Raw genomic sequence first — 23,850 nt, 5'->3', positions numbered from 1 at the left:
GCAAGGCCATCGACATCAAGAAGCGATCGGAAATGCCGACCAGCCCTGCAGCGGCGAACGCGAGCCGGCACGCTGCGCGCCGCACAGGTGGACATCCGGCTCGGGCAGTCGACAATAGGCCATTGGCGCCGGCCGATGCCGCGCACCACACTCTCTTCTACATCGTGTAAGGACCCCACATGGCCGTACGTAAAGCGACCCCACTTGCCATCGAAGTCCAGGCCCGTCCGGGACAGCCGCTGGGCATGCCGGTCGAGCGTTTCCTGCGCAATTACTGGCACAAGCACCCGCTGTTGATCCGCAATGCGTTCGCGGATTTCGCCTCGCCGCTGCAGCCGGAAGACCTGGCCGGGCTGGCCTGCGAAGACGGCGTGCTGGCGCGCCTGATCAGCCACGACCGCGCCACCGACGGCTGGGACGTGCGCACCGGCCCGTTCCAGGAAACCGATTTCCCCGGCCTGCCCGACCACGACTGGACCTTGCTGGTGCAGGACGTGGACAAATGGGACGCCGACGTGCGTGCCCTGCTGGAGCACTTCCGCTTCCTGCCGCGCTGGCGCATCGACGACATCATGATCAGCTTCGCCGCCACCGGTGGTTCGGTAGGCGCGCACGTCGACCATTACGACGTGTTCCTGCTGCAGGGCCAGGGCCACCGCCGCTGGCAGATCGATGCGCGCACCGTCCAGGGCCGCAAGGCCACGCCGCTGGCGTTCCGCGACGATGTCGAGCTCAAGCTGCTGCGCGAGTTCAAGCCCACCCACGATTGGGTGCTGGGCCCGGGCGACATGCTCTACCTGCCGCCGCTGATCCCGCACCACGGCGTGGCCGAAGACGCCTGCCTGACCTTCTCCATCGGCACCCGCGCACCGTCCTCGGCCGAGCTGATCGGCGATTACCTGGACACCTTGATTGCCGATGCCGACGAGGCCGTGCGCTATCACGACGAAGACCTCAAGGTGCCGGCCGACCCCTACGAGATCGACGTCACCGCGATGAACCGCGTGGTCGCTGCGCTCAATGCGCTGCGCATGAATGACCCCGACCGTCTGGGCGACTGGTTCGGCCGCTTCATGACCACCTACCGCGCCTCCGGCGACGTGGTGCCGGCGCCCGAGCCGATCCCGCGCGAAGCGGTCGAGCAGGCACTGGAAGAAGGCGTGCTGCTGCACCGCCACCCGTGGTCGCGACTGGCCTGGCGGCGCGCCAAGCGTGGTGCCACGCTGTTCTGCAGCGGCCTGGAGTTTGCGCTGTCTGCCAAGGATGCGTCCCGGCTGGCGGCAGCCGAAGAGATCGACGGCACCTTGTACGCGCAGTTGTCCCCGCGTGGCCGCGAGGTGGTGCTGGAGCTGCTGGCACAGGGCCACTACCAGCGCGCCCACGAAGATGCCGAGGACGACATCGCAGACGACGACCACGCGCATGCCCTGAGCGTGTCGGCCGACCACGACGACCAAGACGCCGACGACGACGCGCCGGAGGCGCACGAGGACATCGATGCCGACGCCGATGTCGAACAGGTTGCCGACGCTGCCGACACCCCGGCAGAGGCGCTGCAGGCCGATGTCGAACCCGGCGACGCCGCCGAAGCCGGAGCCGAGCAGGACGTCGACAGCGCGATCGCCGACGAGACCGATTCCGACGACAGCGACGACGCCACCAAGCCTGCATGAGCGCGCACGCCAGACCGCAGATCGTCACGCTGGACCCGGCCACCGACGCCGCGGCGCTGCGTGCGCTGCGGCCGTCCTGTGCCACCGACACCGCGGGCGACACCAGCGGTGTCGAGTGGGATGCACTGGACCCACTCAGCCTGCATCTGGCAGCGCGCACCGACGACGGCCAGTTGATCGCCTCGGTGCGGCTCACCGCCGACCGCCGTCTCGACCGGCTCGGCGTTCTGCCCGACTGGCGCCGCCGTGGCGTGGCGGACCAACTGCTCGCTGCCGCGGTCGACGCGGCACGGCAGCACGGCTGGCCCGGCCTGCACGCATGTCCCACCCCAGCTGCGGAAGCGGTCTTCGCGCGCCTGGGCTTTCTGCCCGACGCGCCCCCCCTTTCCTCACCCGAGCACATCGGCCAGGCCCACGATGCGCCCGGCACCGTCGTGCACCGTCGCCTCGACGGCCCGATGGCAGTGGACACCTTCACCGCAGCCCTGGCCGCCACCACCGGGCTGCTGTGCACCGCGCGCCGCCAGGTGCTCATCTACACCCGCGCCCTGGACACGCCCCTGTTCGACAACGCGGCGGTGCTGGATGCGCTGCGCCGTTTCGCCACCGCCCGCCACGACAAGCGCGTGCATATCCTGGTGCAAGACACCGCCAGCGCCGCGGCCAGCAGCAGCGCGATGCTGCGCCTGGCACAGCGCCTGCCCAGCGTGTTCCGGTTCCGCGCGGTCAGCGACCCGGTCGATGCAAGTTTTGCATCGGCCTATGTTGTCGGCGACGACGCCTACTACTTTCGTCCAACGGGTCATCGCTTCGATGATGGCGAAACCTGGCTGTCGGGTGCAGCGCGCAGCCGCCAGTTGGAGCGCGAATTCGCGCAGATATGGGAGCGCAGCGCGCTCTGGAACGAGCCGCGCGCGCTCGGCATCTGACCCCACAGCGCCCCTCGCACGTAGGCGCGCGCGCAATTGGTCTACCCCGCCGGTCAGCTTGCAGACGCCCCCTCACTAGCGCAAGGGGGTATAATTTTTCGAGATTTGAGACCGACCGATGGGGCATCTCGCCCTGCCGCTTCCGCACAATCATCCCCACAGCAGACCCGACTTACCATCGTGGATAATCTCCTAAAGCAGTTCGCGCAGTCATCGCAGCTCGCCGGCGGCAACGCCGCCTATATCGAGGATCTGTACGAGCAGTACCTCGTCGCCCCGGACAGTGTCGATCCGAAGTGGAAGAGCTACTTCGATGGTTTCGAAGGTCGCGGTGCCGGTGACGTCCCGCATTCGGCGGCCATCGCCCACATCCTCACCGCTTCCAAGCAGGCTGCCAACGCCGGCACCGGCGCAGGCGCCAGTGACGAGCGCGAGCGCAATGTCGGCCGTCTGATCACCGCCTACCGCGCCCGTGGCCACCTCGGCGCACAGCTCGACCCGCTGGGCCTGGTCCCGCCGGTCAACCCGCCCGACCTGGACCTGCCGTTCCACAGCCTGTCCCAGGCCGATCTGGACAGCGAATTCAGCACCGGCGGCGTCGGTGGCCAGCCGCGGATGAAGCTCAAGGATCTGCTGACGCGCCTGAAGGCGACGTACGCCAGCAGCATCGGCGCCGAGTTCATGCACATCCAGGAGTTCGACCAGCGCCAGTGGATCTACAAGCGCCTGGAAGACGCCGGCGGCAAGATTGCCGGCGATGCGGCCAGCCGCAAGCGCACCCTGGAGCGGCTCACCGCTGCCGAAGGCCTGGAGCGCTACCTGCACACCAAGTACGTCGGTCAGAAGCGTTTCTCGCTGGAAGGCGGCGATTCGCTGATCCCGATGATGGACGAGATCATTCGCCAGTCCGGCAACGATCAGGTCAAGGACATCGTGATCGGCATGGCCCACCGCGGCCGCCTCAACGTGCTGGTCAATACGCTGGGCAAGAATCCGCGCAAGCTGTTCGACGAATTCGAAGGCAAGTTCGAGCATGCCCATGACGACCGCGCGCACACCGGCGACGTCAAATACCACATGGGCTTCTCGGCCGACATCGCCGTTGGCACGGACAAGCAGGTGCACCTGGCGCTGGCCTTCAACCCCTCGCACCTGGAAATCGTCGACCCGGTCGTGGTCGGCAGCGTGCGTTCGCGCCAGGAGCGTTTCGGCGATGCCGAGCGCAAGAGCGTGTTGCCGATCCTGATCCACGGCGATGCCGCATTCGCTGGCCAGGGCGTGGTGATGGAGCTGTTCCAGATGTCGCAGGCGCGCGGTTTCGCGGTCGGCGGCACCGTGCACATCGTGGTCAACAACCAGATCGGCTTCACCACCAGCACCCGCGACGACGCCCGCTCCACGCTGTACTGCACCGACGTGGCCAAGATGATCGGCGCGCCGGTCTTCCACGTGAACGGCGACGACCCGGACGCGGTGATGTTCGTGTCCAAGCTGGCCTACGAGTTCCGCCAGCAGTTCAAGAAGGACGTGGTCATCGATCTGGTGTGCTACCGCCGTTGGGGCCATAACGAAGCCGACGAACCGGCAGCGACCCAGCCGGTGATGTACCAGACCATCCGCAAGCACAAGACCACCCGCGAGCTGTATGCCGCCAAGCTGGAAAGCGAAGGCGTGCTGAGCGCCGACGAGGCCAAGGCACTGGTGGACGGCTACCGCAACAAGCTGGATTCGGGCGAATACACCACCGAACTGGCCAAGCGCAAGCCGGACGAATTCGCCATCGATTGGTCCAAGTACCTGGTCGGCACCGCTGCCGATCCGGTGGACACGCGCGTCAAGCGCGACCAGCTGGACCGTCTGGCCAAGCTGATCACCACCATCCCGGAAGGCGTCGAACTGCACGCCCGCGTGGCGAAGATCTACGAAGATCGCGTCAAGATGGCTGCCGGCGATCAGCCCGGCGACTGGGGCTTCGCGGAAAACCTGGCCTACGCCACGCTGCTGGCCGAAGGCCACAAGCTGCGTCTGGTTGGCCAGGACGCCGGCCGCGGCACGTTCTTCCACCGTCACGCGATCCTGCATGACCAGAAGACCGACGACTACTATCTGCCGCTGCGCCAGCTGGTGCAGAACCCGGAAGACGCCACCGTCATCGACTCGTTGCTGAGCGAAGAAGCGGTGATGGGCTTCGAATACGGCTACTCCACCACCGACCCGAATGCACTGTGCATCTGGGAAGCGCAGTTCGGTGACTTCGCCAATGGCGCGCAGGTGGTGATCGACCAGTTCATCGCCGCCGGCGAAGCCAAGTGGGGCCGCATCGCGGGCCTGTCGCTGTTCCTGCCGCACGGCTACGAAGGCCAGGGCCCGGAACACAGCTCCGCACGTCTGGAGCGCTTCCTGCAGCTGTGCGCGCTGGAGAACATGCTGGTCTGCGTGCCGACCACGCCGGCGCAGTGCTTCCACATGATCCGCCGCCAGATGCGCATGACCACCCGCAAGCCGCTGGTGGTGATGACGCCCAAGTCGTTGCTGCGCCACAAGCTGGCGGTGTCGAGCCTGGAAGAACTGGCCGACGGGCAGTTCCAGCATCTGATCCCGGACGCCAAGGCCGACGCGGCCAAGGTCAAGCGCGTGGTGCTGTGCTCGGGCAAGGTCTATTACGACCTGCTCGAAGACCAGACCAAGCGCGGCCAGGACGACGTTGCCATCGTGCGCATCGAACAGCTGTATCCGTTCCCGCGCGCGCAGCTGGCGGCCGAGCTCAAGGCCTACGGCAACGCCACCGATGTGGTGTGGTGCCAGGAAGAGCCGCAGAACCAGGGTGCGTGGTACCAGATCCGCCATCACCTCAACTTCTGCCTGGCTGGCGGCCAGAGCCTGCATTATGCCGGCCGTGCCCGTTCGCCCTCGCCTGCCGCCGGCCACATGGCCGACCACATCATCGAGCAGCAGAAGCTGGTTGCCGATGCGCTGCTCAACCCGTTCAACGACCAAGTCGCTGAATAACTCCTCTTCCCCAAAGAACGAAAACCCTAGGACGCTCCCCGAATGGCCACCGAAGTCAAAGTTCCGGTACTGCCCGAATCCGTTTCCGACGCCACCATCGCCAGCTGGCACAAGAAGGCCGGCGAAGCGGTCAAGCGCGACGAGAATCTGGTCGACCTGGAAACCGACAAGGTCGTGTTGGAAGTTCCTTCGCCGGTCGACGGCGTACTGAAGGAAATCAAGTTCGACACCGGCAGCACGGTCACCAGCAACCAGATTCTGGCGATCATCGAAGAAGGCGCCGTGGCTGCCGCTGCACCGGCTGAAGCCAAGAAGGCCGATGCACCGGCACCTGCCGCTGCTGCGCCGGCCGCCGCTCCGGCACCGGCTGCCGCCGCCGCGCCTGCTGCTGCGTCCAAGTCGGCTGCCGATGCGCTGCCGCCGGGTGCGCGTTTCTCCGCAATCACCCAGGGCGTGGACCCGTCGCAGGTCGAAGGCACCGGCCGTCGTGGCGCGGTCACCAAGGAAGACATCGTCAACTTCGCCAAGGCCGGCGGCGTCGGCAAGGCCTCGGGCGCCCGTCCGGAAGAGCGCGTGCCGATGACCCGCGTGCGCAAGACCATTGCCAAGCGCCTGATGGAGTCCAAGAACTCCACCGCGATGCTGACCACCTTCAACGAGGTCAACCTCGCCAAGGTGTCGGCCGCACGCAAGGAACTGCAGGACGAGTTCCAGAAGGCACACGGCATCAAGCTCGGTTTCATGAGCTTCTTCGTCAAGGCCGCCGCCAACGCGCTGCAGCGCTTCCCGCTGGTCAACGCCTCGATCGACGGCGACGACATCATCTATCACGGCTACAGCGACATCTCGATCGCGGTGTCGACCGACAAGGGCCTGGTCACGCCGGTGCTGCGTAACGTCGAGCGCCAGTCGTTCGCCGATGTCGAGCAAGGCATCGCCGACTACGCCGCCAAGGCGCGCGCCGGCAAGCTGGGCCTGGAGGACCTGCAGGGTGGCACCTTCACCATCACCAACGGCGGCACCTTCGGCTCGCTGCTGTCCACGCCGATCATCAACCCGCCGCAGAGCGCCATCCTGGGCATGCACGCGATCAAGGAACGTCCGATCGCCGAGAACGGCCAGGTCGTGATCGCCCCGATGATGTACCTGGCGCTGTCCTATGACCACCGCATCATCGACGGCAAGGATTCGGTGCAGTTCCTGGTCGACATCAAGAATCAGCTGGAAAACCCGGGCCGGATGTTGTTCGGTCTGTGATGAAAGCCGGGATTGGTGATTCGGGATTCGGGATGGCGAAAGCATCCCGGTCTCGAGCATCCTGCGTTTTGCGAATCCCCAATCCCCAATTCCTAATCTCGTGAGCGAAGAATGAGCGAACAAGAACAATTCGACGTCGTCGTCATCGGTGCCGGTCCGGCCGGTTATCACGCCGCCATCCGTGCGGCGCAGCTGGGCATGAAGGTCGCCTGCATCGACGCGGCATTGGGCAAGGACGGCAAGCCGGCGCTGGGCGGCACCTGCCTGCGCGTGGGCTGCATTCCGTCCAAGGCGCTGCTGGATTCCTCGCGCCAGTTCTGGAACATGGGGCACCTGTTCGGCGACCACGGCATCAGCTTCAACGACGCCAAGATGGACGTGCCCACCATGATCGGCCGCAAGGACAAGATCGTGAAGCAGTTCACCGGCGGCATCGCGATGCTGTTCAAGGCCAACAAGATCACTCCGTACTACGGCTTCGGCCAGTTGCTGCCGGGCAACATCGTCAAGGTGACCCAGCACGAAGGCGGCGAGATCGAACTCAAGGGCACCAACGTGATCCTGGCGGCCGGTTCGGAGTCGATCGAACTGCCGTTCGCCAAGTTCGACGGCGACACCATCGTCGACAACGTCGGCGGCCTGGATTTCACCGCCGTTCCCAAGCGTCTGGCGGTCATCGGCGCCGGCGTGATCGGTCTGGAGCTGGGCAGCGTGTGGAAGCGCCTGGGCGCCGAGGTCACCATCCTCGAGGCACTGCCGGACTTCCTGGCGCTGGCCGATGCCGAGGTTGCCAAGACCGCGCTGAAGGAATTCAAGAAGCAGGGTCTGGACATCAAGCTGGGCGCCAAGGTCAGCAAGACCGAGATCACCGGCAGTGGCGACGCCAAGCAGGTAGTGCTTAGCTACACCGACGCGGCCGGCGAGCAGACCCTGACCGTGGACAAGCTGCTGGTGGCCGTGGGCCGCAAAGCTGCCACCAAGAACCTGCTGGCCGAAGGCACGGGCGTCAAGGTCACCGACCGCGGCCAGATCGAGGTCGATGGGCATTGCCACACCGGCGTGGATGGCGTATGGGCGATCGGTGACTGCGTGCGCGGCCCGATGCTGGCGCACAAGGGCTTCGAGGAAGGCATCGCGGTCGCCGAGCTGATTGCCGGCCTGCCGGGTCACGTCAACTTCGACACCATTCCGTGGGTCATCTACACCGAGCCGGAAATCGCCTGGGTCGGCAAGACCGAGCAGCAGTTGAAGGCCGAAGGCGTCGCCTACAAGGCCGGCAGCTTCCCATTCGCAGCGATCGGTCGCGCGGTGGCCATGGGCGAGCCGGCCGGCTTCGTCAAGGTCATCGCCGATGCCGAAACCGACCGCGTGCTGGGCATGCACCTGGTGGGCGTGGGCGTGTCCGAGCTGGTGCACGAAGGCGTGCTGACCATGGAATTCAACGGCTCGGCCGACGACCTGGCGCGCATCTGCCACGCGCACCCGACGCTGTCCGAAGCGATCCACGATGCCGCCATGGCGGTGAGCAAGCGCGCGATTCATAAGGCGAATTAAGCCGGGAATCGGGAGTGGGGAATCGGGAATCGTAGAAGCGCTCCCATCACTTCACTCCTCATGCTGACGCCGGACCCAGGTCCGGCGTCATGCGTTTCGGCTTCTGCGGTTGCGTTGACCCATTCCCTATTCCCCACTCCCGATTCCCGTTCCCATGAAAAGCATCTGCGTCTACTGCGGCTCCAATGCCGGCAACAAACCCGCCTATGCCGAGCGCGCCATTGCGTTGGGCGATCGCATCGCCAAGCAGGGCTTGCGCCTGGTGTATGGCGGCGGCAACGTTGGCTTGATGGGCACCGTGGCCAATGCGGTGCTGGCGGCCGGCGGTGAAGTGACCGGGGTGATTCCGCAGCAGCTGGCCGATTGGGAAGTGGCGCACCGTGGGTTGACCACGCTGGAAATCGTCGGTTCCATGCATGAGCGCAAGATGCGCATGTTCGAGCTGTCGGATGCGTTCGTGGCCCTGCCCGGCGGCTTCGGTACCATGGAAGAGATCTTCGAAATGCTGACCTGGCGCCAGCTCGGCATCGGCAACAAGCCGTGCGCGTTTCTGGACATCGAAGGGTTTTACGCACCGCTGATTGGCATGATCGACCGCATGGTCGAAGAGCGCTTCCTTCACCCGGACCAACGCGCCGACCTGTGGTACGGCGCCGATATCGAGCAGATGCTCGACTGGATGCAGCATTACACCCCGGCGCAGGCGTCGAAATGGATCGACGAGAAGCGTCGTTCCACGCTGGTGTAATCGAAGGCAGCCAAGACAAACGGCGTCTCACTGCGCGTCGGCTGGGTTGCAGAGCGCGGCTCCCTGGTCGCCCGGCACACGATGACAGGCGTACGTAGCCGCTGCCGCGGCGTCGGCACGCACGATGCCACTGCCGGCGCGTCGCCCGCCGTCACTGCCACACTGCGCAGGTGCTGCAGCACGACGGCACGCGCACGGGCCGTGTCGCCAGCTTGCAACGGCAGTCACGATGGCTGCAGCGATCGGTAGCACCGCCTCGCATAGAATGGCGGCGATGCTCGATACCCTCGCCGCTGATGCGCACCACAGTCTGGACATCAAGCACAGTCGCTTTGTGGCCCACGCTGCCGCATTGGATGCTCCCGCGCATGCGTTGGAGGTCGTGCAGCGCGTGGCAGTGCCGGACGCGACGCACAACTGCTGGGCCTATCGCTTCGGGCAGGACTACCGCTCCAGCGACGACGGCGAGCCAAGCGGCACCGCCGGCCGGCCGATCCTGGCCGCCATCGATGGCCAGGGCTTCGATCGGGTGGTGGTCGTGGTCACGCGCTGGTATGGCGGCATCAAACTCGGTGCTGGCGGGCTGGTGCGCGCCTACGGCGGTACCGCGGCCGAGTGCCTGCGGCTGGCAACGCGACAGCCATTGATCGCGTTGTCGCTGGTGCAGGTGCAATGCCGGTTCGACGATCTGGGCCTGGTGCACGCAGCACTGGCGGCCTTCCATGCCGACAAACTGGACGAACGCTTCGATGCCGAAGGTGCAGCGTTGCGCGTGCAACTGCCTGCAGATCAGCTCGCCGGCTTGAAAACCCGCCTGTGCGACGCCACTCGCAATCGTGTCCATCTCTCAACCCCGGAAGCCGCATGACCGAGCCAGCCGCTGCACGTTCCAACCCGTTGCGGAAGCTGGGCAGCCTGCGCACCTTGTGGCCATTCGTCCGACGTCAGCGCGGCCTGTTCGCCGCCTGGCTGGTCGCGCTGTCGATTTCCGCTGCCGCCACACTGAGCCTGCCCGCAGCGGTCAAGCGCATGATCGACCAGGGCTTCTCCGGCGACTCGCAGATCAACCAGGCATTCTCGCTGCTGTTCGCAGTTTCGGTCGTGCTGGCGTTGGCAACTGCGGCGCGCTTCTATTTCGTCGCCCTGCTGGGCGAAAAAGTGGTTGCCGACCTGCGCGGCCGGCTGTACGCGCACCTGATCGGACTGGACGCCGGGTTCCATGACCGCAGCCGCAGCGGCGAACTGGTGTCGCGCCTGTCGGCCGACAGCGAATTGCTGCGGGGGCTGATCGGCACCACCATGTCGGTGGCCTTGCGTAGTTCGGTCACGGTGATCGGCAGCATGGTCATGCTGTTCGTCACCAGCCCGCGGCTGGCCGGCTTCACCTTGATCGGCATCCCGCTGGCGGTGCTGCCGATCGTGCTGGGCGCACGCCGCCTGCAGAAGATTTCGCGCGCAAGCCAGGACCGCGTGGCCGACGCCAATACGCTGGCGGCCGAAACCCTGGGCGCGGTGCGTACCGTGCAGGCACACGCGCGCGAGCGTTACGAAAGCCAACGTTTCAGCACTGCGCTGTTTGCCGCCATCGATACCGCCAAGCTGCGCATCCGCACCCAGGCCACCGTGACCGCGGTGGCGATCATGCTGATCTTCGGTGCGATCGTCGCGGTGTTGTGGCTTGGCGCGCACGATGTGATCGCTGGCCGCATGACGCCGGGCACACTCGGCCAATTCGTGTTGTACGCGCTGATCGGCGGCGGGTCGGTCGGGGCGCTGGCCGAGGTCTGGAACGAGTTGCAGCGTGCCGCCGGCGGCATGGGCCGGGTGAGTGAATTGCTCGACGAACAACCGGCGATCGTGGCGCCGGCCACGCCGCAGGCCTTGCCGCAGCCGCTGCGCGGCGCGATCCATTTCGACCGGGTGGTCTTTCATTACCCGCAACGCCCGGACGCGCCGGCGCTGGATGGGTTCGACCTGCATGTCAGCCCCGGCGAAACCGTGGCGCTGGTGGGCCCGTCCGGAGCGGGCAAGAGCACGGTGCTGTCGATGCTGCTGCGTTTCCATGACCCGGTCAGCGGCAAGGTGCGCATCGACGACATCGACCTGCGCGACGTCGACCCGGTCCTGCTGCGCGAACACATCGCGCTGGTACCGCAGCAACCCACATTGTTTGCCGCCAGCGCCGCCGACAACATCCGCTACGGGCGCCTGCAAGCCAGCGACGCCGAGGTGGAAGCGGCGGCGGCCGCCGCCGAAGCCGATGGCTTCATCCGCGCCCTGCCCCAGGGCTACGCCAGCGAACTGGGCGAGCGCGGCACGCGCCTGTCCGGCGGACAGCAGCAACGCGTGGCCATTGCGCGTGCGCTGCTCAAGGACGCGCCGATCCTGCTGCTGGACGAAGCCACCAGCGCGCTCGATGCGCAGAGCGAGCGCGCCGTGCAGCAGGCGCTGGAGCGGCTGATGGAAGGCCGCACCACGCTGGTGATCGCGCACCGCCTGGCCACCGTGCTCAAGGCCGACCGCATCGTGGTGATGGATGCCGGGCGCATCGTCGCGCAGGGTACGCATGCGCAGTTGATCGCCGAAGGTGGGCTGTATGCGGAGCTGGCGCGGCTGCAGTTCATCGACCAATGAGCGCCGCCAGGCGCCGTCGTTCCAGCGGTGGCACCTGGCGCAACCAGCGAAACGACTGCGCCCACCGCGATGCGGGCGCGGCCGGTGCTCGGAATCGGCATGCGCCATTCGTACACTGCGGTTACCGCGGCTCGTCCGCACTCGCCGGACGCGCTACCGCTGCACTCGCTAGCCGTACCTCGCCCGTCTTGTCTCACCGGCCATGCCGGCCGTGCGCTCCCACGCAATCCGATGTGACCCCATGACCCGCCCCAGAACCACCCTTCGCCAGCTGAGCTATTTCGTCGCGCTGGCCGATACCGGCAGCTTCACCCGTGCCGCCGAGCAGATGGGCGTCTCGCAGCCATCGTTGTCGCAGCAGATCCGCGCGTTGGAAGCGATCATCGGTGCGCCGCTGTTCGAGCGCGGCGCGCAGGCGATCCTGACCCCGCTCGGTCGCGAGCTGCTCGACCGCGCACGCAGCATCCTGCTCGATGTCACCGATCTGGAAGAGGTCCGCGCCACCGCCGCCGATACCTTGATCGGCACCATCCGCCTTGGCGTCTCGCCCACGCTCGGCGCCTATCTGATGCCCAGCCTGGTGGCACGTCTGCATCGCGAGCACCCGGCCCTGCGCGTGCACGTGCGCGAAGGCCTGCCAACCGCACTCGCCGCCGACCTGAGCAGCGGCACGCACGATCTGGTCCTCGCGCAACTGCCGGTGGCCGGCCGCGGCCTGCACAGCGAGCGGCTGTTTCGCGAACTGCTGCATGTGACCATGGCGGCCGATCATCCGCTGCGCACCAAGGCCTGCATCACCCCAGCCGATCTGCGCGGCGCCAACTTGCTGACCTTGATGCCGGAATACCGATTGGCAGAACAGGTTGCCGCGATCGCCATGGACGTGGGCGCCAATGTCTTGCGCGATTACGAAGGCACCAGCCTGGACGCGATCCGCCAGATGGCCGGCATGGGCATGGGTCTTGCCTTGCTCCCGGACCTGTACGTGCGCCAGGAAATCCGCGAAGGCGACGACGTGGTGGTGCGGCCGGTCAAAGGCGGGCGCTACTATAGGGAGATCGGTCTACTCTGGCGCCAGGGTGCCGGTCGCGCACCGGCCTTCGGTTTGATCGCCAATCTGTTGCGCGCGGTGGCTGCATAGGAAAATCCTATGCGGCACATAAGCACGATGGCCTTGTTTGCGGGCCGGCAACTCGTCAATGCTTCACTGAACTCATCAACGGATATCGAATGGCGGCCAAGCGGATTGGATGGCGGGAAGCGGCGAGCTGGCTGACGGAAGTTCTTGGCCCGGACATGCCGTATGTGCGCCTGACCCTGGTGTACGGCGTTGCGATCAGCCTGCTGTCGCTGGCCACGCCGATCTCGGTGCAGTTGCTGATCAACAGCGTTGCCAACACCGCGCTGCCCACGCCGCTGTGGACCTTGTCCGGCCTGCTGCTGGGCCTGCTGCTGCTGGTGGCGGCACTGAGCGCGATGCGGGTGTGGGTGATGGCGCTGTTCGAACGTCGCCTGTTCGCACGCGTGGTGGCGGAAATCACCGTGCGCGCGGTACATGCGCAAAATCCGTTCTTCGCCGACCAGAACCGCGGCGATGTATTCAACCGCTACTTCGATCTGGTGGTGGTGCAAAAGGCAGTGCCCAGCCTGGCGGTCGGTGCGTTCACCATCGTGCTGCAGTCGGCGGTCGGCTTGATCGTCACCAGCTTCTATCACCCGTTTTTCCTCGGCTTCAACGCGCTGCTGCTGCTGACCATCTTCTCGATCTGGATGATCTGGTCGCGCGGTTCGATCCGCTCGGCGGTCGAACTGAGCCAGGCCAAACACAACGCCGCGCATTGGCTGGAAAGCGTCGGCGGCTCCAACGGGTTCTATAAATCCAGCCGCCATCTCAACTTCGCCATGGATCGCTCGGAAAAGGTGACCGCCGACTATGTCGACCGGCATCGGCGCCATTTCCGCTACACCTTCACCCAGACGCTGGCATTCCTGCTCACCTATGCAGTGGCCAGCGCGGCGCTGCTGGCGCTGGGCGGCAGCCTGATCCTGCGCGGCGAGCTGTCGATCGGCCAGCTGGTGGCAGCCGAACTGATCCTGAGCGCAGTGTTCTACGGCATTGCACAGCTGGGCAGCTACCTGGACACGTTCTACGACCTGGTGGCCAGCGCGGAGGAGTTGTCGCTGCTGTACGCCATCCCCCAGGAACGCCCGGTGCTTGCCGCCGGCGAGGCGCCGCGCAACAGCGGGGTACGCCTGGATGGGGTGGTGATCGAGGGCGCGCGTTTCGATTTCGCGCTGGAAGCCGGCGAGCAGCTGGTCACGCTGGCCGATGGCGGCGCCGAGCGCCTGCTGGCCATGGTGCTCAAGCGCCACGTCGTTCCCGACCGCGGGCTGGTGATGGTGGGTGGTGCGGACATGGCCACGTTCGATATGTACCTGCTGCGTTCGGAAGTCACCGTGCTCGACCGCCCGACCATCGTGGAGGTCACCATTCGCGAATACCTGGCGATGGCCTCGGCCGATGTGACCTCCGAAGCGATGCTGCAAGCCATCGATACGGTGGGCCTGCGCGCGCGCATCGCCGCGTTGCCGCAAGGCCTGGACACCCGGCTTGCCGCCTCCGGGTTCCCGCTGTGGATTGGCGAGGTCATGGCGCTGAAGCTGGCCAATGCACTGTTGGTGCGCCCGCGCGTGCTGATGCTGTCGCAGCTGTACGACCTGATCCCGGCCGAGCGCCTAACCCAGGTCCTGCGACGCTTGAAGGATGCAGGAACCACGGTGCTGCTGTGCACCGGGCGGCCGGAGGACATCACCCTGGATGGCTGGTTCCGGCTGGAGCCGGAGCGCCAGCAACGCTACGCCACACGCGCCGAGTTGATCGCATCCACGCAGGAGGTGCCGCATGCCGCACGCCCCTGATCGCATGGTGCATTTCCCGACCCTGGCGGCAATGCGACCGCCCAGCATCGCCAAGGCGGTCGCCTGGATGCTGTTGATCGGCATCGGCATCGCCGCGGCGATCCTGGCACTGGCGCCGTGGGTGCAAACCGCCAGTGGCAAAGGCCAGGTCGTGTCGCTGGATCCCAGCGACCGTCAGCAACCGGTCACCGCCTTCGTGCCGGGTCGCGTCGAGCGCTGGTACGTGCATGACGGCCAGCATGTTTCCAAGGGCGACCCGATCGCGCGTGTCGGCGATCTGGACCCGGACCTGCTCACCCGCCTGGCCAGCGAGCGCGCGCAGGCGCAGGCGGAAATCGCCGCCATCCAGCAGTCGCGTGCAGTGGCCAGCATCGACGTGGCGCGTAGCAGGCAATTGCTGGCCGAAGGCCTGGCCGGCCGCCGCGACTACGAGCTGACCCAGATCAAGGTGGCCGAAGCCGACGCCAAGCTGGCCGAATCGCGCGCCAAGCTGACCCGCATCGACATCCAGCTGAATCGCCAGTCTGCACAGCTGGTGCGCGCCCCGCGCGACGGCCGCGTGCAGCAGCTCAATGCCGCCAGCGGCAGCGCCATGGTCTCGCCGGGCACCGTGCTGGCGGTGATCGCGCCGGAACGGGTGGAACGCGCGGTCGAGCTGTATATCGACGGCCGCGACGTGCCGCTGATCCGCCCCGGCCGCCCGGTGCGGCTGGAATTCGAAGGCTGGCCGGCGATCCAGTTCAGCGGTTGGCCGTCGGTGGCGCACGGCATGTTCGACGGCCGGGTGCGCGCCATCGACCCCAACGCCGCGCCCGATGGGCTGTTCCGCATCCTGGTGGAGCCGATGCCGGGCAAGCCGGCATGGCCGGCGCAGGAATTCGCCCGCCAGGGCGGCAAGGTGCGCGGCTGGGTGCAGGGCGAAACGGTCAAGGTCGGCTACGAACTGTGGCGCCAGCTCAACAACTTCCCGTTGGAATTCGGCCGGCGCCCGGCTGCGGCCACGCAGGAAGAGAGCAAGGCCAAGCCGGCCGCACCCAAGTCCGAAGACGAAGCGACGGGTAAGAAATGATCGGCCGTCTTGTCGTCCTGTTGATCGCACTCTGCCCCGGTGCGGCATTCGCCCAGGGCGCTGCGCTGACGCTGGATGAGGTGCTGCAGTCCTCGGCACGCTCGGCACCGCAGATCGTCGAAGCGCTGGCGAAGGTGCGCCAGGCCGAAGGCAAGGGCATCTCGGCCGATGGCGCCTTCGACACGGTGTTCGACATCGAAGGCCGCTCGCGCGAGGCCGGCTATTACGACGGCAGTACGATCGAAACCGGGGTCAAGCGGCCGTTCGAAGAGAACGGCGGCTATTACTACGGTGGCTACCGCTCCTCGCGTGGCTCCTTCCCGATCTACGAGGACAAGTCCTATACCGATCGCGGCGGCGAAGTAAAGGTCGGCGCGCTGTACGCGCTGCTGCGCGACCGCGTGATCGACGAACGCCGCACCAAGCGCAGTATCGCCAGCACCGATATCGATGTGGCCAAGTACGAGGCGGAAATGGTGGCCATCGGCGTGCAGCGGCGCGCCGTGGATGCCTACCAGAACTGGGTCGCCGCCGGGCTGAAGTTGCGCGCCTACAACGAGCTGCTGCAACTGGCCGAGCAACGCCGCAATGCGATTTCGCGCCAGGTCACGCTCGGTGCGCGACCCACCATCCTGCTGACCGAAAACGACCAGAATCTGGTGCGTCGTCGCGCCTTGGTGGTGCGCGCGGAACAGGACTTCGCCAATGCGGCCAACGCCTTGTCGCTGTATTTGCGCGACGACGCCGGCATGCCGCTGATCGTGTCCGCCGAACGCCTGCCAGCCGACACCTCGGCGCTGGAAGGACTGGCCGGCGCCAGCAAGATCACCGCGCCGGTGGAGCGCCCGGATTACCGCGCCGTGCTGACCCGCATCGACCAGGCCACCGCACGGCTGATGCTGGCCCAGAACGATCTCAAACCACGCCTGGATGTCAGCGTGGAAGTCAGCAAGGATCTGGGCCCGCCCGGCGTCGGCGGCCCGAACCGGTCGCTGACCGACGCCATCATCGGCTTCCGTTTCAGCGTGCCACTGGAAAACCGCGCCGCCAGGGGCCGCGTGGCCGAAGCGCGTGCCGAGATCGAAGCGCTGGATCAGCGCAGCCGTTTTCTACGCGACCAGATTTCGATCGAGGTCGAATCGATCGTCATCTCGCTCAATGCCGCCGAGCGGCTGGCCAAGATCGCCGATGAGGAACGCGGCCTGGCAGACCGCCTGGCCGCGGCCGAGCGGCGGCGCTTCGAGCTGGGCTCGGGTGACTTTTTCCTGGTCAACCAGCGCGAGGAAACCGCCAACGACGCGCGCGTACGCCTGATCGATGCGCAGGCGCGCATCGCCTCTGCGCGTGCCGAACTGGCGGCGGCCACCGCCGACCGGGATGCCTTGCAGTTGAGTCGTTGACCGCTCGGCTGCGCGCCGGGCAGGCGGTGATGCCGGGCGATCGCGCGGTTGTGCGAGTGACTTGGCGATGCCGCAGCAGCATCCCTGGATTCAAGCAAAGCCTACGCAGCGCACGCACGTACGCAACCGTCACGCAGGTGGCTGGCTGATGACGCCCAGCGACGCTTCAGCGCGCTTGGCGCGTGGTCGAACCCGAGGTTGCAGCTGCCTGCCCCATCACTCCCAGGCAGCCGTCCATGCCACGCACGCGTACTCAGCCGCTTGTCGGCGTGGCCAAACACTGTCGCCACCGCGCCTGACGAGCTCAACCAGCAGGGCTCGCACACCTCACCGCATATCGACATCTGGGTAACACCTGCATGCGCATGCTCGCCATACCGGCTCGGCGCCGGGCGTGCAGTCCATCGCGATCTGCACTGCAAACTCAGGAACTTTCGGAGGTGCGTATGTCTTTCCGGCAATTTCCCGCAATCGGTGCAGATGGCGAGCCTTACGTCATCATCGAATTTCGCGACGAGCAACAACCGCGTGCAAACCCGCAGTCGGCACCGCGTTACGAGCTTCCCGACGGTCGACATCTGCAACGTCAGGGGCAGCGGTTTGTCACCGACGGCGGCGAGCTACGCCTTTCCGCGCTCTAGGTACGGCAGCCAAACCCGCGCTTCGTCACCTCACAGCCTGGTCAAATTTTGACCACCCACTGCCCGACCCTTGCGCTGCAAGGGCCGTGCGCAGTTATCCACACGCTTGTGCAAGTTTCATCCACACCCTGTGTGGATGAATTCGACCGCGTTGGGGCGGGCTTGGTCACGCCACTAGCTGCCGGAACGCTCCAGCACCCGGCCGATCCCGCTTCGGTCGATCTCGGTCGCTGCCTGCGCCAATGCGGCACGATCGCTCGCCACCTCAAAGCCAATCCGGAAATGCAGTTCGCCAACCGGCGTGCGCGACGAGTGGATCGAAGACAGGTTCACTCCATGCCGCTCGAACACATGCAGCAAGGCGCGCAGCGAGCCGGGCTGGTCTTCGGGCAGATACACGCTCAGTGTCAACGGCTCGGTGAGATCGGCCAGCAGGTAGCCCACGCGCTCGTAGGTGTAATTGCCTGCCGCAAGCGCGTCGTGCTGCAAGGCTTGCGCGTTGTCGTGCAGGAACTGGGTGCGGAACTGCGCACGCGCAGCATCGTCGCCCCGCGCCACCAAGGCACGCAGTTGCTGCAGCTGCTGCAGCAACCGGTCGAGCATCTCGCCCACATACGGGTTGCCGAACTGGATGTCTTCGTAGATCGAGGGGTTCAGCGAGAGAATGCGCGCGATCACCGCAGTATCCAGTTCGAAGGATGCCGAGCGGTACGGCATCAGTGCGCGCAGCTCGCCCAGCAGCGGTGCGTAGTCGCGCAAGGTGCCGGCCTGCGCCAGGTGAGTGGCGTGCACCATCGCCTGCACCAGCGCCATCACGCGGTCATGGTGCTCCGGCGTTGCATACACGCATTCGGCCTGCAGCGCGCTGCACAAGTTCTGCACCCACGCCGACCAGTGCTGCAGCCGCCCTTCGCAGACCACCATCACGCGCCCTTTCAAGGTCGGCGATTTTGGCGGTGCGGTCATCGGATGCAGGCCGACCACGTCCGCCTGCGAGGTCAGCATTGCCGCGACCGGTGCCTGTTTGATCGAGGTGACATCCAGCCACAGCTGCGCGGCAGCCCGTGCGCCGGCGAGTGCCACATACCGCTCGATCAATGCGGCGGTATGGCGAATCGGCGCGGCGAAAATCAGTACGTCAGCACGCTGCGCCAGTGTGGCTTCGTCCATGCTGCCGCTGTCGGCCGGATCGAACCCGATCACGTCCAGCTGCATGCGCGTGCGCAGGAACTGCGCCAGCCAGCGCCCGTACGCGCCGGCGATGCCGACGATGCCGACCACCGGCTGCGCGATCATGCCAATCGCTCGACGGCAAATCGCGGCGTCCCAGCAAGTGCGGCCGGCGCCGCGGCCAGCACGTCGAACTCCTCGAAACCTGCGGCCAGCGTCGCTTCCAGCGCGCCATGCACGCCGCTGAGCGCGTGTCCCACCGCCTGCTCGAACGGCACATCGCGCAACAGGAAGCCAATCAGCAAGGCCATCAGCACATCGCCGGTGCCTGCCACATCGACCGGCAGGTGCGGGCTGGCCCAGCGATACACCGCCGCATCGCTGACTGCCAAGGTCACCAGCTCACCTGCGGCACCGGCCACGCTGTGTGCAAGTACCCATTGCGGCCCACGCGCCAGCAACGCGCGCGCGGCGGCGATGGCCTCGTCCTGCTGCAGGCTCGGCAAACCGGTCAACCGCCCCAACTCGAACGCGTTGGGCGTCACCAGCCAGGCGTGCGGCAGCAGACGCTCGGCGAACACGCGCTCCAGCCCGGGTTCCACATATGGGCCGGTGTGCGTGTCGCCAATCACCGGGTCCAGGCAATAACGCAGCTGCGGGGCCTGCGGCAAGGTCTGCTCCAGCCAGTCGGCGAAGGCTTCGCCGTTGGCCAGGCTGCCGAAATAGCCGGACACCAGCATGCGTGCACGCTGCGGCAAGCCACGTTCGGTGGCGCCCAGCAACAAATCCGCCAGCCAGTCGGCTGGCAGGATGCGCCCGCGCAGGGTCGCGTAAAACGGCGCGTTGCTCAGCAACGTGGTGGGTACTTCGGCCACACGCAGTCCCAGCGCGCGCAGCGGCGGCACCGCAGCGCTGTTGCCGGCATGGCCATAGACCAATTGCGATTGCACCGAAATCACGTCGATCGGCGAAGGGCCGTCCGGACGCTGGCGGCGACCATGGACGAGGTGGCTGTCGGTTGCATCGCTCATGCGGGCGGCCGTGCTGGAGAGATGGCACCGATTATCCGCGTAACCTTGCCAGGATGTCGTGGAGGAACGGCACCACCGGCAGTGGGCGCTGCTGAACAGCACGCCCCTGGTCTCGAACACATCACGGCCAGATGCCCAAGCCCGCCGGCGCAGCGTGAGTGGCAGTACGCTCGTTGAGCAAGGTGAGACGCCAAAAGACGCTCGACCGATGCTGCAGGCCAATGGCCGAACTGCAGGATCAAGGACTGGCGTTGGCTCGCGTTGCGGGCGACAGCGTGCTGCGTCTGAAGGCAATAACGACGCGTCAAACACACACGTGCGATGTGCGGAGATGTCGCTGGAGATCTCGCAGTGGCGCTACTGAAACGCGCGCAGCTGCCCCGGCAATTCTCACGCTGACATCGCGTTGCGTCCGCAACTTCAACGCATCGGCCGCATCGCGGGCAGCCTTCGGGACAACCCAAAAAAAGAGCCCGACGCGCAGCAAGCCGCACGCCGGGCCATCTAGACATCACGCCGCCTGGGTCAGGACGTCATCCGATCCCAAAACCCCTTGACGCCGTCGATGAAGGTGGCCGACTTGGGCGAATGCTTGCGTGCATCCTCGCCGGTGAACGTCGCTTCGAACTGCTGCAGCAGTTCGCGCTGGTCGGCGGTGAGATTGACTGGGGTCTCCACCACCACGCGGCAATACAGATCGCCTTCGCTGCGGCTGCGCACCGAACGCACGCCCTTGCCGCGCAGACGGAACAACTTGCCGGTCTGGGTCTCGGCCGGGATGCGAATCTCCGCTTCGCCGCCCAGGGTCGCCACGCGCACGGTATCGCCGAGCGCGGCCTGCGAAATGCGGATCGGCACCTCGCAATGCAGATCGTCGCCGTCGCGCTGGAAGATCGCATGCTCGCGCACCCGCACTTCCACATACAGATCGCCCGGCGGCGTGCCGGCCGGGCCGGCCTCGCCTTCGCCTGCAAGACGAATCCGGTCGCCGGTATCCACGCCGGCGGGCACCTTGATCGACAGCACCTTGTCTTCTTCCACGCGACCGGCACCGTGGCAGGTCTTGCAGGGGTTCTGGATCAGCGTGCCGCGCCCGTCGCAATGCGGGCAGCTCTGCTGCATGGCGAAAATGCCGCGCTGGATGCGCACCTGGCCGCGCCCATGGCAGGTACCGCAGGTCTCGACCTTGCCGTCTTCCGAACCGCTGCCGTGACAGGGCGCGCATTCGACCAGCGTCGGAATCTCGATGCGGCGCTCGATGCCGGCGACAGCTTCTTCCAGATCCAGTTCCAGGACGTAACCAACGTCGGCACCACGTCGCGCAGCGCGCGGACCGGCGGCGCCACCGCCGAAAATATTGCCGAAGATATCGCCAAAGATATCTCCCATGTCCGGGCCACCCGGCCCACCGCCACCGCCCATGCCGTGCTCGAAGGCCGCATGGCCGTGCGCGTCGTAGGCGCGCCGCTTATTGCCATCGGACAGCACCTCGTAGGCTTCCTTGCATTCCTTGAACGCCGCTTCGGCAGCCGCGTCGCCAGGATTGCGGTCCGGGTGGTGCTTCATCGCACAGCGCCGGTACGCCTTCTTCAGCTCCTCGTCGCTGGCGCCACGGGCAACGCCCAGCACTTCGTAGTAATCGCGTTTGCTCATGACAGGGAATCGGGAATCGGGAGACGGGAATCGTTCAAAGCGCACATCCTCAGTAAATCGCAATCGAAGTGGAAGGATCAGACAACGGGAAGGAGCGATGCCGCAGCACCGCTCCTCCCATTCTCGATTCCCTATTCCCCACTCACGCCTTCTTGTCGTCCTTGACCTCGGTGAACTCGGCGTCCACCACGTCGTCGGCGGCCTTGGAGGCCTGGGCATTGCCGCTGGCCGCATCGGCGTTACCGCCCTGCTCTGCCGCCGCAGCTGCTGCGTACAACGACTGGCCGGCTTCTTCCAGCGTCTTGGTGCGTGCTTCGATCTGCGCCTTGTCGTCGCCCTTCATGGCGGTTTCCAGATCCGACAGCGCCGCTTCCACCTTGCCGATCACATCACCACCGACCTTGCTGCCATGCTCGGTGATCGCGGTACGGGTGGCGTGGATCAGACCATCGGCCTGGTTGCGGGCCTGCACCAGCTCCTGGAACTTCTTGTCTTCTTCGCGGTTGGCTTCCGCGTCGGCGACCATGCGCTGGATCTCTTCGTCCGACAGACCCGAACCGGCCTTGATCTCGACCTTCTGTTCCTTGTTGGTCTTCTTGTCCTTGGCCGACACGTGCAGGATGCCGTTGGCGTCGATGTCGAAGGACACTTCCACCTGCGGCATGCCGCGCGGCGCCGGCTCGATGCCGGACAGGTCGAACTTGGCCAGCGACTTGTTGAAGCGGGCCTGCTCGCGCTCACCCTGCAACACATGCACGGTCACGGCCGACTGGTTGTCTTCGGCGGTGGAGAAGGTCTGCGAGGCCTTGGTCGGAATGGTGGTGTTCTTTTCGATGATCTTGGTGAACACGCCGCCCATGGTCTCGATACCCAGCGACAGCGGGGTCACGTCCAGCAGCAGCACGTCCTTGACGTCGCCGGCCAGCACGCCGCCCTGGATCGCCGCACCCACGGCCACCGCTTCGTCCGGGTTGACGTCCTTGCGCGGTTCCTTGCCGAAGAAATCGGCAACCGCCTGCTGCACCTTCGGCATGCGGGTCTGGCCGCCGACCAGGATCACTTCGTTGATGTCGCTGGCGCGCAGGCCGGCGTCGTTCAACGCGGTGCGGCACGGTTCGATCGACTTCTTGACCAGGTCTTCCACCAGCGCTTCGAGCTTGGCACGGGTCAACTTGATGTTGAGGTGCTTCGGGCCCGACGCATCGGCGGTGACGTACGGCAGGTTCACTTCGGTCTGCTGGCTGGACGACAGCTCGATCTTGGCGCGCTCTGCGGCGTCCTTCAGGCGCTGCAGCGCCAGCGGATCCTTACGCAGGTCGATGCCCTGGTCCTTGTTGAATTCGTCGACCAGGTACTCGATGACGCGGTTGTCGAAGTCTTCGCCGCCCAGGAAGGTGTCGCCGTTGGTGGCCAGCACTTCGAACTGCTTTTCACCATCGACTTCGGCGATCTCGATAATCGACACGTCGAAGGTACCGCCGCCCAGGTCGTACACGGCTATCTTGCGGTCGCCGCCGTTCTTGTCCAGGCCATAGGCCAGGGCTGCGGCGGTCGGCTCGTTGATGATGCGCTTGACGTCCAGACCGGCGATGCGGCCGGCATCCTTGGTGGCCTGACGCTGGCTGTCGTTGAAGTATGCCGGCACGGTGATCACCGCCTCGGTGACCTTCTCGCCGAGGAAGTCTTCGGCGGTCTTCTTCATCTTCTCCAGCACGCGCGCGGAGATTTCCTGCGGCGCCATGCGCTTGGCATCGCTGGTCTGCACCCAGGCGTCGCCGTTGTCGTGCGCCAGGATGCCGTACGGCACGTGCGAGATGTCCTTCTGCACTTCGCCGTCGGTGAACTTGCGGCCGATCAGGCGCTTCACCGCGTAGAAGGTGTTCTTCGGGTTGGTCACCGCCTGGCGCTTGGCCGAGGCGCCGACCAGCACTTCGCCGTCCTTGGTGTAGGCGACGATCGAAGGCGTGGTGCGATCGCCCTCGGAGTTTTCGATGACGCGGGCCTTGCCGCCGTCCATGATCGACACGCACGAGTTCGTGGTGCCGAGGTCAATACCAATGATCTTGCCCATGGATACGCTCCTGATGATTCTGTAGCTGTGTCCGGCGACGCCGGGTCTGGCTGAGATGTGGGGGTGGTGCGCAGGTGTTCAAGCCACCGGCG

Annotated in this window: 17 protein-coding genes; 13 read left to right on the top strand and 4 right to left on the bottom strand. The window is 66.1% G+C overall.

The genetic code is table 11. The annotated features are described in order from the left end of the window. Positions 1 to 179: 179 nt before the first annotated feature. The 13 genes from HLH45_RS12455 to HLH45_RS12395 all read left to right on the top strand — a co-directional run bounded on the left by HLH45_RS12455 (position 180) and on the right by HLH45_RS12395 (position 17,833). Positions 180 to 1,673: a ribosomal protein uL16 3-hydroxylase gene (locus tag HLH45_RS12455; RefSeq protein WP_008571996.1), complete on the top strand. Its 1,494-nt coding sequence runs from the start codon at positions 180 to 182 to the stop codon at positions 1,671 to 1,673. Beyond that, complete coding sequence (locus HLH45_RS12450; RefSeq protein WP_008571998.1) at positions 1,670 to 2,602, top strand: GNAT family N-acetyltransferase; 933 nt, start codon at positions 1,670 to 1,672, stop codon at positions 2,600 to 2,602. Before HLH45_RS12455 ends, HLH45_RS12450 begins: the two co-directional genes overlap by 4 nt. 180 nt (positions 2,603 to 2,782) lie before the next feature. Continuing rightward, complete coding sequence (locus HLH45_RS12445; protein WP_008571999.1) at positions 2,783 to 5,611, top strand: 2-oxoglutarate dehydrogenase E1 component; 2,829 nt, start codon at positions 2,783 to 2,785, stop codon at positions 5,609 to 5,611. Between the two features lie 42 nt (positions 5,612 to 5,653). Beyond that, on the top strand, positions 5,654 to 6,868 hold the full coding sequence (gene sucB, locus HLH45_RS12440; RefSeq protein ID WP_008572000.1) for a dihydrolipoyllysine-residue succinyltransferase: 1,215 nt from the start codon (positions 5,654 to 5,656) through the stop codon (positions 6,866 to 6,868). A gap of 111 nt (positions 6,869 to 6,979) precedes the next feature. Further along, a complete protein-coding gene (lpdA, locus tag HLH45_RS12435) occupies positions 6,980 to 8,422 on the top strand; it encodes a dihydrolipoyl dehydrogenase (RefSeq protein ID WP_008572001.1) in 1,443 nt (480 codons plus the stop codon). 154 nt (positions 8,423 to 8,576) lie between these two features. Beyond that, complete coding sequence (locus HLH45_RS12430; RefSeq protein WP_008572002.1) at positions 8,577 to 9,170, top strand: LOG family protein; 594 nt, start codon at positions 8,577 to 8,579, stop codon at positions 9,168 to 9,170. Positions 9,171 to 9,435: 265 nt separating this feature from the next. Continuing rightward, positions 9,436 to 10,038 (top strand): IMPACT family protein, encoded by a 603-nt coding sequence (locus tag HLH45_RS12425; protein ID WP_008572004.1) that lies wholly within the window; start codon positions 9,436 to 9,438, stop codon positions 10,036 to 10,038. Continuing rightward, on the top strand, positions 10,035 to 11,804 hold the full coding sequence (locus tag HLH45_RS12420) for an ABC transporter transmembrane domain-containing protein (protein ID WP_046931951.1): 1,770 nt from the start codon (positions 10,035 to 10,037) through the stop codon (positions 11,802 to 11,804). Before HLH45_RS12425 ends, HLH45_RS12420 begins: the two co-directional genes overlap by 4 nt. A gap of 241 nt (positions 11,805 to 12,045) precedes the next feature. Next, positions 12,046 to 12,945, top strand: coding sequence for a hydrogen peroxide-inducible genes activator (locus tag HLH45_RS12415; protein WP_046931950.1), 900 nt, complete (start codon positions 12,046 to 12,048; stop codon positions 12,943 to 12,945). Positions 12,946 to 13,034: 89 nt separating this feature from the next. Beyond that, positions 13,035 to 14,723, top strand: coding sequence for an ABC transporter transmembrane domain-containing protein (locus tag HLH45_RS12410; protein WP_008571779.1), 1,689 nt, complete (start codon positions 13,035 to 13,037; stop codon positions 14,721 to 14,723). Beyond that, positions 14,707 to 15,792, top strand: a complete 1,086-nt coding sequence (locus tag HLH45_RS12405; RefSeq protein ID WP_008571780.1) for an efflux RND transporter periplasmic adaptor subunit — start codon at positions 14,707 to 14,709, stop codon at positions 15,790 to 15,792. The genes HLH45_RS12410 and HLH45_RS12405 overlap by 17 nt, the downstream gene beginning before the upstream one ends. Next, positions 15,789 to 17,192, top strand: coding sequence for a TolC family protein (locus tag HLH45_RS12400; protein ID WP_046931948.1), 1,404 nt, complete (start codon positions 15,789 to 15,791; stop codon positions 17,190 to 17,192). The genes HLH45_RS12405 and HLH45_RS12400 overlap by 4 nt, the downstream gene beginning before the upstream one ends. 446 nt (positions 17,193 to 17,638) lie before the next feature. Beyond that, positions 17,639 to 17,833 carry a hypothetical protein gene (locus HLH45_RS12395; protein WP_008577231.1) on the top strand — a complete coding sequence of 65 codons (195 nt, stop codon included), beginning with the start codon at positions 17,639 to 17,641 and terminating at the stop codon, positions 17,831 to 17,833. 174 nt (positions 17,834 to 18,007) lie between these two features. Here the strand turns inward: HLH45_RS12395 and HLH45_RS12390 are convergent, their stop codons facing one another. From HLH45_RS12390 to dnaK, 4 genes are all read right to left on the bottom strand, one after another. Continuing rightward, on the bottom strand, positions 18,008 to 19,129 hold the full coding sequence (locus HLH45_RS12390; RefSeq protein ID WP_008577232.1) for a prephenate dehydrogenase: 1,122 nt from the start codon (positions 19,127 to 19,129) through the stop codon (positions 18,008 to 18,010). Beyond that, a complete protein-coding gene (pdxY, locus tag HLH45_RS12385) occupies positions 19,126 to 20,034 on the bottom strand; it encodes a pyridoxal kinase (protein ID WP_008577235.1) in 909 nt (302 codons plus the stop codon). The genes HLH45_RS12390 and pdxY overlap by 4 nt, the downstream gene beginning before the upstream one ends. Positions 20,035 to 20,559: 525 nt before the next feature. After that, the gene (gene dnaJ / locus HLH45_RS12380) at positions 20,560 to 21,687 is read right to left on the bottom strand and encodes a molecular chaperone DnaJ (RefSeq protein WP_008577236.1); all 1,128 of its coding nucleotides are present in this window, start codon (positions 21,685 to 21,687) and stop codon (positions 20,560 to 20,562) included. A gap of 142 nt (positions 21,688 to 21,829) precedes the next feature. Continuing rightward, positions 21,830 to 23,758, bottom strand: coding sequence for a molecular chaperone DnaK (dnaK, locus tag HLH45_RS12375; RefSeq protein WP_008577238.1), 1,929 nt, complete (start codon positions 23,756 to 23,758; stop codon positions 21,830 to 21,832). Between the last annotated feature and the right edge of the window lie 92 nt (positions 23,759 to 23,850).

The sequence above is a fragment of the Xanthomonas euvesicatoria genome (assembly GCF_013112235.1).
GTDB classification, from domain to species: domain Bacteria; phylum Pseudomonadota; class Gammaproteobacteria; order Xanthomonadales; family Xanthomonadaceae; genus Xanthomonas; species Xanthomonas euvesicatoria.
This window is presented reverse-complemented; position numbering and strand designations above follow the sequence as displayed.

Bases quoted from the DNA above. Each gene is read 5' to 3' on its own strand.
- HLH45_RS12455 (WP_008571996.1), top strand. From the start codon at position 180: ATGGCCGTACGTAAAGCGACCCCACTTGCCATCGAAGTCCAGGCCCGT.
- HLH45_RS12450 (WP_008571998.1), top strand. From the start codon at position 1,670: ATGAGCGCGCACGCCAGACCGCAGATCGTCACGCTGGACCCGGCCACC.
- sucB (WP_008572000.1), top strand. From the start codon at position 5,654: ATGGCCACCGAAGTCAAAGTTCCGGTACTGCCCGAATCCGTTTCCGAC.
- lpdA (WP_008572001.1), top strand. From the start codon at position 6,980: ATGAGCGAACAAGAACAATTCGACGTCGTCGTCATCGGTGCCGGTCCG.
- HLH45_RS12430 (WP_008572002.1), top strand. From the start codon at position 8,577: ATGAAAAGCATCTGCGTCTACTGCGGCTCCAATGCCGGCAACAAACCC.
- HLH45_RS12425 (WP_008572004.1), top strand. From the start codon at position 9,436: ATGGCGGCGATGCTCGATACCCTCGCCGCTGATGCGCACCACAGTCTG.
- HLH45_RS12420 (WP_046931951.1), top strand. From the start codon at position 10,035: ATGACCGAGCCAGCCGCTGCACGTTCCAACCCGTTGCGGAAGCTGGGC.
- HLH45_RS12415 (WP_046931950.1), top strand. From the start codon at position 12,046: ATGACCCGCCCCAGAACCACCCTTCGCCAGCTGAGCTATTTCGTCGCG.
- HLH45_RS12410 (WP_008571779.1), top strand. From the start codon at position 13,035: ATGGCGGCCAAGCGGATTGGATGGCGGGAAGCGGCGAGCTGGCTGACG.
- HLH45_RS12405 (WP_008571780.1), top strand. From the start codon at position 14,707: ATGCCGCACGCCCCTGATCGCATGGTGCATTTCCCGACCCTGGCGGCA.
- HLH45_RS12400 (WP_046931948.1), top strand. From the start codon at position 15,789: ATGATCGGCCGTCTTGTCGTCCTGTTGATCGCACTCTGCCCCGGTGCG.
- HLH45_RS12395 (WP_008577231.1), top strand. From the start codon at position 17,639: ATGTCTTTCCGGCAATTTCCCGCAATCGGTGCAGATGGCGAGCCTTAC.
- HLH45_RS12390 (WP_008577232.1), bottom strand. From the start codon at position 19,129: ATGATCGCGCAGCCGGTGGTCGGCATCGTCGGCATCGCCGGCGCGTAC.
- pdxY (WP_008577235.1), bottom strand. From the start codon at position 20,034: ATGAGCGATGCAACCGACAGCCACCTCGTCCATGGTCGCCGCCAGCGT.
- dnaJ (WP_008577236.1), bottom strand. From the start codon at position 21,687: ATGAGCAAACGCGATTACTACGAAGTGCTGGGCGTTGCCCGTGGCGCC.
- dnaK (WP_008577238.1), bottom strand. From the start codon at position 23,758: ATGGGCAAGATCATTGGTATTGACCTCGGCACCACGAACTCGTGCGTG.